Origin of the sequence: Komagataeibacter europaeus LMG 18890, from assembly GCF_000285295.1 — a bacterium.
GTDB lineage: Bacteria > Pseudomonadota > Alphaproteobacteria > Acetobacterales > Acetobacteraceae > Komagataeibacter > Komagataeibacter europaeus.
Window position 1 is genome coordinate 1 of sequence record NZ_CADP01000120.1, and the last position, 7810, is coordinate 7810.

Genomic DNA, 7810 nt, shown 5'->3' on the forward strand with positions numbered 1-7810 from the left:
CCGGCTGCCACGGATCAAGATTACTGATCTTCTGCTGGAAGTGGACCGCTGGATCAGCTTCACCGACTGCTTTACCCATCGCCGTTCCAGCCGTGTCGCGGATGACAAAAACGCCCTGCTGACGGTGATCCTGGCGGATGGGATTAATCTTGGTCTGACACGCATGGCCGACACCTGTCAGGGTGCCACCCTGCGCCAGTTGGCGCATCTGCATGACTGGCATATCAGCGAGGCCGGATACGCCGAAGCCCTTGGCCGTATGGTTGCAGCCCATCGTGGGCTGCCCCTGGCGTCACTCTGGGGAGACGGCACATCGTCCTCAAGTGATGGTCAATTGTTTCATGCAGGTGGCAGAGGCGCTGCGATCAGCGATATCAATGCGCGCAATGGCAGTGAACCGGGCGTCAGTTTCTACACCCACATCTCCGATCAGTATGATCCGTTTTCGACCCGGGTGATTGCTGCGACGGCCGGTGAAGCGCCCTATGTTCTGGATGGACTGCTTTATCATGCTAACGGACTTTCCATTGAAGAGCATTATACAGATACGGGTGGGGCATCGGATCATGTTTTCGGGCTGATGCCCTTCTTTGGTTATCGATTTGCGCCCAGGATACGGGATCTGAAAGAGCGGAAACTTCACCTTTTTCCGGGACAACACCCGGGCGAACTTCTGGGTGGGATGGCCGGTGACCTGATCAATACCAACCATATTGTGGAACACTGGGACGACCTGCTGCGTCTCGTCACATCTATTCGGAGTGGAACCGTGACCGCTTCGGCCATGCTGCGCAAACTCGGATCTTACCCCCGTCAGAATGGTCTGGCTGTGGCTTTGCGCGAAGTCGGCCGGATCGAACGGTCAATTTTTATGCTCGACTGGATACAGGATCTGGATTTGCGCAGACGAACCCAGGCTGGACTCAATAAGGGAGAAGCCCGGAATGCGCTGGCTCGGGCGCTCTTCTTCAATCAGCTTGGCGAACTGCGGGATCGGCGTTTTGAAAATCAGGCCTATCGGGCGTCAGGTCTGAACCTGCTGGTGGCAGCGGTCATCCTATGGAATACGCGCTATCTTCAGTCTGCCATCACGACGCTCGGTATTTCAGATGACCTGGCCCAGCATATCGCACCCCTCGGCTGGGAGCATATTTCTCTGACAGGCGACTATCGCTGGAATGTCGATGAGCAGCCCGAAGCTGGCGCGTTACGACCGCTTCGGGTACCTGCATCCCTACTTGTTGCGTGAACCTCAATGTGGCCAGTTCTACAGGTGTTCACTCCAAGCGTACGTAAAATACACTTTCGTGTCGTGATCCCTTATACGGCAACGGCCGAGGTTGTCCGCCAGTTCCAGATCGCCCAGAATGAGACGGGCAGGCCAACATCGACCATAGATCCCACCCTGTCGGCGTTGAGCTTCTTCATCACCCGGACACTCACCTGATCTTGCGCATCGGCTACTCCAGATCAAACGGGACAAGGGTGCACGATACCGGAACACCCTGCTTCCGGCAGACCTGCCGTCCTTGCTGCAGGAGTGGTAAAGGCCGAACGCCAGCAGGACGTGATGCATTCTGGTAGCTGGCTTTTCCCCAGGCAGGACATCATGAATCCCATCGGCACACGGCAATTACATCGCATGTTTGTCGCCCCGGCACGGGCAGCTTCGATCACCAGACATATGGGGCCGACAAAGGCAAACCCACTTATGTACGACAATGAAGACCGCCTGGATCTGGCTGCGTCCGAACATGGCAGTCAGAGTTGCTGGACAATACGCGCAGCTAAGGCTGTTCATATATATATTTTTTTACACAAGACACCGTTTATATGCAATTTTAAGCATCAATAAACGGTTTTGGACAACTCAGCAGGAATTTAATTCCAATGGCAGACCCGATCGGCGGCATGTGGCTTGCGCTGAAATATGATGCAGAGCCATTCGGCGGACTGGCTGTCAAAAGCCAGCTTGGAAGTCGCCGGTCGAGCAGTCATCATAATTTATACAGCATCGAGACGTATCCCGAAAACATGCGTCCGGCCGACACCGCAGCCGCGCATCTGCAGTTTCATCTGCGACACGAACCCACCAGCCTTGAGTTGCTGGCGCGCGTCTTTGCGAAGGCCGGACCAAGTTTTGTCCAGGAGTGGATAAACAGTGCACCGACCGGACAATATGCCAGACGGGCATCGTTTCTCTACGAATTCGTCACAGGACAAATGCTTGTGCCGCCAGTCGACCTTGGTGGCAACTACGTCCCCGCACTGGACGCATCTTTTCAGGTAACAGCTTCTCCAGACAAGATGAGCAACGTCAGCAGATGGCGCATCCGTGACAACATGCCCGGGAATCCCTTTTTTTGTCCCTTTATCCCGCTTTCCAGTCAACTCAAAATGGCTGCGGAGATGGACGTATCTGCCGGCTATGATGAACTGGTGCAGGAATTCGGCGAGAGCATGCTTGCCCGGGCCGCAGTGTGGCTGACAAATCGTGAAAGCAAGGCAAGTTTTACCATTGAAGGCGAGGAGCATCAACTTGACCGGATCCAGCGCTTCAGCCACGTACTCGCCACGAGAACCGGGCATGGGGCAGTCCCGCTGACAGATACTGACCTTGCCGAATTACAACGCAACATTCTCGGTGATGTCACAATAACCGAGCATTTTGGCTTGCGCCTGTCACCGGTATTCGTTGGAGAATACACGATGAGGTACGAGAATGTTGTTCATTACCTCGCGCCTCCCGCAGAAGACGTAGCGGAAATGCTTGAAGGATTAAAAATTTTCCTCGACAGGACTGAAGGACAGTCTTCTGTCATGCGTAGCGCCGTGGCCGCCTTCGGGTTCGTCTACATCCATCCTCTTTCTGACGGGAACGGCCGTGTCCACCGATTCCTGATAAATGACGTTCTCAGACGGGATGGCGCCATCCCTGACCAGATCATCCTTCCCATCTCAGCTACCATCATTGGAGACCCGACGAGCAGGCGAAACTACGACCAGATTCTAGACAGGGTTTCAAAACCCCTGATGAGACAGATCACGGATCATGTCTCTTTCGATCGTGACATGAAGACCTATCCTGATGGGATAAAATCCAATCTCGACTTCTCGAACCACGATCTGGCGAGACCGGCCTGGCGCTATATCAATTTCGCCCCCCACGTTATCTATCTCAGCGCTGCGCTAGAGATGACCATCAAGCACCACATGAAAGAGGAAGCCATATATCTCCGGTCGCACCATAATGCCCGGCAGGCACTCAAGGAACTTGTTGAAATGCCGGATATGGATGCCGACCGCATCATCAGGTCATTACGGGATACTCGTTTCATACCCAGCGGCAAGATTCAGAAAGAATATCCCATGATCGAAAAGTTCAAACTTTGGAACGCTATCTCTGAGGCGCTGAGACGTTCATTCTCTGAATGATTACGCATGCCCCCCCCCGTGATAAATAGAAAGTTGTCCGTTATCAGACATGGGATCCGCAAAAGGATTTTCAGAGCGGAAAAGGCAGACTGCCCTCGTGAGAGCACAACTTTGTAGTCATCGCCTGTGGATTTTCACTGAGAACTGAATTCTTCTACAAGGTATATAACCCAAGGGCTTAGGATCGTGATCCGCAACCTGGATTGTACAAAAGGCATCTTTCGTCCGGATTTATCGACGTAACGCCCCGAACGGGATCATGGTCCGGTCAAACAGGAGCAGCCGCAGTCGGTACCCTACTGCGTAGCGAAGAAGTTCTACCTTCGTATATTGCTGCGGTTCTGAGCCAAGAGATCGCCGCGCCGCCCGGTCCGATGGCGCGTTCCGCTTTTAGTGGACCGCCTTCTTTCCACCCCGGCGCCTTCCTTGCGGCCTATCAGACAATGCAGGTTCTGTCGTGCCCTCATCACCAGATTTGGTGGCAGTGGACGTTATATCCCGCCCCAGTCCAATCTCTCGTGCAAGTTCCGATCTGCGTATTGTGTAATTAGGAGCGACCATAGGGTAATGAGACGGAAGTCCCCATTTCCGCCGATATTCTTCAGGCGTCATGCCATAGGACGCCTGCAGATGCCGTTTGAGCATTTTCAGCTTTTTCCCATCTTCAAGGCATATGATATAATCTGGAAATACGGACCGCTTGATGGGAACGGCAGGTCTCTGTTCTTTCACTCCCAAAGCAGTCGAGACGGACAATGAATTGTAAACAGCCCCAATCAGCCTGATAAGTTCATCCGACGATATTTTATTTCCCGATACATAAGCGGTTATGATTTCCACGGTCAGCGCCAGCTGTCTTTGTTGTTCTTCGGGCATTGTCCATCACCTAAACAGACGAAAAAAATGTGGCCCTGTATATAACACCGCTATTGGGAATAGTCCCTGATGTTTTCGTAGATCTGGCAGCTTGCAGAACAGGTATGCTCTTGAGCAGATATCTATAGGATCCTGTGCCCGCTCATCTGTATTTTATCTGACCGTCAACACTTCTTGCTTTCAACCGCAATCCTGTTACCTGTTGCCCACCCAGCATCAAGACGCCATATCTGCAACACGAGATCATCTGGAGCCGGTGTCAGAAAAACATTCAGACACAGCTTCCTCCTCGGTCCAGGAATGTCTTAAGGCGTGAACATGCCCGGAAGCTTCAGTCGCGCCAATAATGCGCAGAAGACTTTCAGGGATCGTTTCACGCACAACATCATTGAACCGAACACGCAATTCGTTCTTCAACCAACAGTCGAACGGATCAGGATCTCCCCGGAAAGACACATCATCCATCATTGGCCTGCTATCTGCTGCTCCCCGCCTGCCTAACGATACCCAGCCGACTTCGTTGCGCAAATGACCAAAGCGTGCGTCAGATCTGAGATGTTGTCGCGGTATGGCACACGGTCGGCAGGATCCAAATCCGGGTGAGAACAGCAGAAAGCCGGACGCTCTAGCTGGCGGCGCCTGGCGACGCATATGGCACATGGGGACGCCTGCCCAGCACCTGAGCGGCCCGTTGGCTCCGAAGCATCTGCTCCGCACCCGTCATGACCGCTGGTGCGTTCCTGATCATGACCTGCAACCTGGCGTCGATCTCGGCTAGACGCGCCTTATGCAAGCGCTCGGCCTGCCGCGCCTGGGTCTTCAGAATAATCTCCCTGCCATATGGGCGACCTGACTTCATCAGTGTCTCCTGCGTGCGCCCAAGCGCGATCAGTTCGCGAATCCTCGCATCCCGGGCCTTGCGGGTTCGGGCAACCAGATCCGTGCCCAATGATTTATATGGTTTATGCGCCATTTTCTTTGCCACGTGATTCCACAGATCGTCACTGGTGATGGGCGTCATATCCCCGAGCGCCCTCTGGTTCCGGACCGCCTCAAACGTCGCGCCATCGGAGATCATGGTCCATGTTGTGCCACGCGCCCGGCTTTCGGCGACGTATGAGGTAAATCCCGTCGCCAGTTCCGTGCCGCGCGGCAGGGCGTTGATGTGCTCATCTGAAGTAAGCCCCTGTGCAGCATCAATCGTCATGGCATGTCCGAACCCCAGCATTACCCGACCAGTCTTCGCATCACGAAACCGCCGCCATTCAACATCAGCAACAAGCCCGTCCTTCGTGCGGACGCGAAGCCCCGCATCGCCATGGGCCAGAACTTCCACCACATCGCCGTTATTTCCGACTGTGCCGCCCTTTCCATCCACGCTGCCCCATGTCCGACGATACAGCCGAAGCCGGTCGCCCGTAGCGATCGCGAGATCATAGGTTTCGCCGCGCTGATCAATAGCCTGCACGGTGATTTCATGCGTCGAGATCTCGCCGCGCTCCTGCAGGATTTTACGGACTGCACGACTCAGATCGGCAGCATCCTGATTGGTCAGCGCCGACATGCTGATCGTCTTGGCCCGGCCTCGCTGCGGCCCGGCCCCCTCGGCCACCAGTGCATCGCGACGCGTGACATACAGTCGGGCAATATCCTGCAGGACTTCCTCATGATCGCCGCCGACCAGACGGATCGTGCCATCCGCCCGTTTCATATCGATCGCATCCCGCACTTCCTTCAGATGAAACCTGTTACGGACGTCGTCATCATTTTCCTCGTCCGTATGCGCGTTGGCCGCAGCCCCCCTGAACTCGTGGGCTTCCAGATCGCTCTCTTCGGGCTCCGCGCCACGAAACAAATCAGCAATCTGGCGATTTCTCGCTGATAGCTGCCGGACACTGGACAGAAGCTCCGGCATGTCTTCCGGGTCCAGGACCCGACGCAGCATCTCGATGGAGTCCCCAGCCTCGATATTCTGCGCCTGCTCATGGTCACCCAGCGCCTTGATCGTGCAGCCGGTATCGCGCTGCAACTGTAACAGACGAAGCATCTGGCGTGGACCGACCTGGCCGACCTCGTCAATCACCAGCACCGTATTCCGGTCCACATCGACGTCACCGCGCTCCAGCCGCGCCAGGAAAGGCAGCATCGCGCTCGTGTCAAAGATGCCAGCCTCACGTAATGCGTCCGCCTGACGCCAGGCATTGGCAATTCCGAGAACCCTGCGACCGTTCTTGTCATAACGCGTATCATGTTTCCACGCATCGACCAGCGGAGACAGGAGGGCCGTTTTCCCGGAGCCCGCGACGCCGGTGAGCATGGAGAGCGCACCGCCCCGGCCGAGAGCGTAAATCGCAGCCTTCTGCGTCTTTCCATGTTCGCTTGCGAAGTCGAGCGGCGATCGTCCGATCGCTTCTGTGATCTGGCGGTCCGACAGCGCCCCGCTTCGGTCTCCTGAAGCACGAGCCGCCTGAATCGCGAGGTTTTCTTCAATGACGATCTGCGCGGAATTCGTCACCCTCAGCCTGTCGCCGCGCATTTCCTGAATCAGCGAGACCCGTTCCCCGCCGAGTTCAAGACCACGCTGTTCAATAAGGGCCACGACATGATCAATGTCCTTCACGCCGCCTTCGATACCGGTGCCGATCAGACCCCGGGCCGCATACGTTCTGAGCTTGTCGTGATCGATCACGGCGGCTGTTTCAAACTCCCTCGCGAGATGGCGCACAGCGAAACGGCAGGCAATATCGTATCGCTGTTCCCTGGTGCCCGCAGGCGCTACTGGCGCGCCAAGCAGACTTTTTTCCTCCCAGCCAAGACGCCTGGCCTGTTCTCGCCATATCTCATGGTCGCTTGTGCCTTCGTTCTTGTCCAGCCGGGCTGCCAGGCCGGCCATGGACAGGATGCGGCGCTTGCGTTTGATCGGCATATGCGCCCAGTCCGCTCCTTCCGCCGCGGCGTACTCCTTGGCCGCCCTGATGACGTTCCGTCGTCCCTTGCTGAAGAAATCCGATATATCCGGCGGCACGGCCGAGATGACCGTCGCCTGCTCGTTCGCGTCGTATCGCTGGGCAATGCCGATCCGGCGCAGTTCATCAGCGAGCTGCGCCTGAAAATATGCCCCGAATTCATGAACGCGCGATCGCAGCCGCTTCGTGTCAAGCGACCCCACATGCCCCTTTTCCGTGACCACGACATTGAACAGGGCGTTATGGATATGGGCATGGGGATCGCCGCCTGCTGGCGTATCGATCAAATAGGTCTGGCCTGTCCGCGCGTCACGCGCCTCGACCGTCGGGCGCGCGGTATCATGCCGGAATGACACCCAGGTGACCTCGCCCGGGTCGGCACCATCTTCGCCCCCATGACCGCGCCGCGCGAAGCCGATTTCCCGCGCGACATAGAGCATGGTGGCGTCGTTTGCCCGATCAATAGCGTGCCAGATGGTTGCCCTCTCGGCCTCGGTCGGCGCGAACTCGGCCGCGAGAGTCACCGATTTGTG

At 56.2% G+C, this 7810-nt stretch carries 6 protein-coding genes; 3 read left to right on the top strand and 3 right to left on the bottom strand.

The features are described from left to right. The 3 genes from GEU01_RS18240 to GEU01_RS18250 form a co-directional block, all read left to right on the top strand. Positions 1-1249: Tn3 family transposase (locus GEU01_RS18240; RefSeq protein WP_019087227.1), on the top strand; the 1249-nt coding region annotated here is incomplete at its 5' end. Positions 1250-1312: 63 nt separating this feature from the next. Further along, complete coding sequence (locus tag GEU01_RS27355) at positions 1313-1447, top strand: hypothetical protein (protein ID WP_269719775.1); 135 nt, start codon at positions 1313-1315, stop codon at positions 1445-1447. Between the two features lie 443 nt (positions 1448-1890). Beyond that, complete coding sequence (locus GEU01_RS18250) at positions 1891-3435, top strand: Fic family protein (protein WP_019086864.1); 1545 nt, start codon at positions 1891-1893, stop codon at positions 3433-3435. A gap of 390 nt (positions 3436-3825) precedes the next feature. Here the strand turns inward: GEU01_RS18250 and GEU01_RS24885 are convergent, their stop codons facing one another. The 3 genes from GEU01_RS24885 to mobF all read right to left on the bottom strand — a co-directional run. Then, positions 3826-4311 (bottom strand): MucR family transcriptional regulator, encoded by a 486-nt coding sequence (locus tag GEU01_RS24885; RefSeq protein ID WP_081499995.1) that lies wholly within the window; start codon positions 4309-4311, stop codon positions 3826-3828. A 243-nt stretch (positions 4312-4554) separates the two neighbouring features. After that, the gene (locus tag GEU01_RS25910; protein WP_157212873.1) at positions 4555-4779 is read right to left on the bottom strand and encodes a hypothetical protein; all 225 of its coding nucleotides are present in this window, start codon (positions 4777-4779) and stop codon (positions 4555-4557) included. Positions 4780-4936: 157 nt separating this feature from the next. Further along, the coding region (gene mobF / locus GEU01_RS23265) for a MobF family relaxase (protein WP_042710906.1) at positions 4937-7810 on the bottom strand (2874 nt) is incomplete at its 5' end.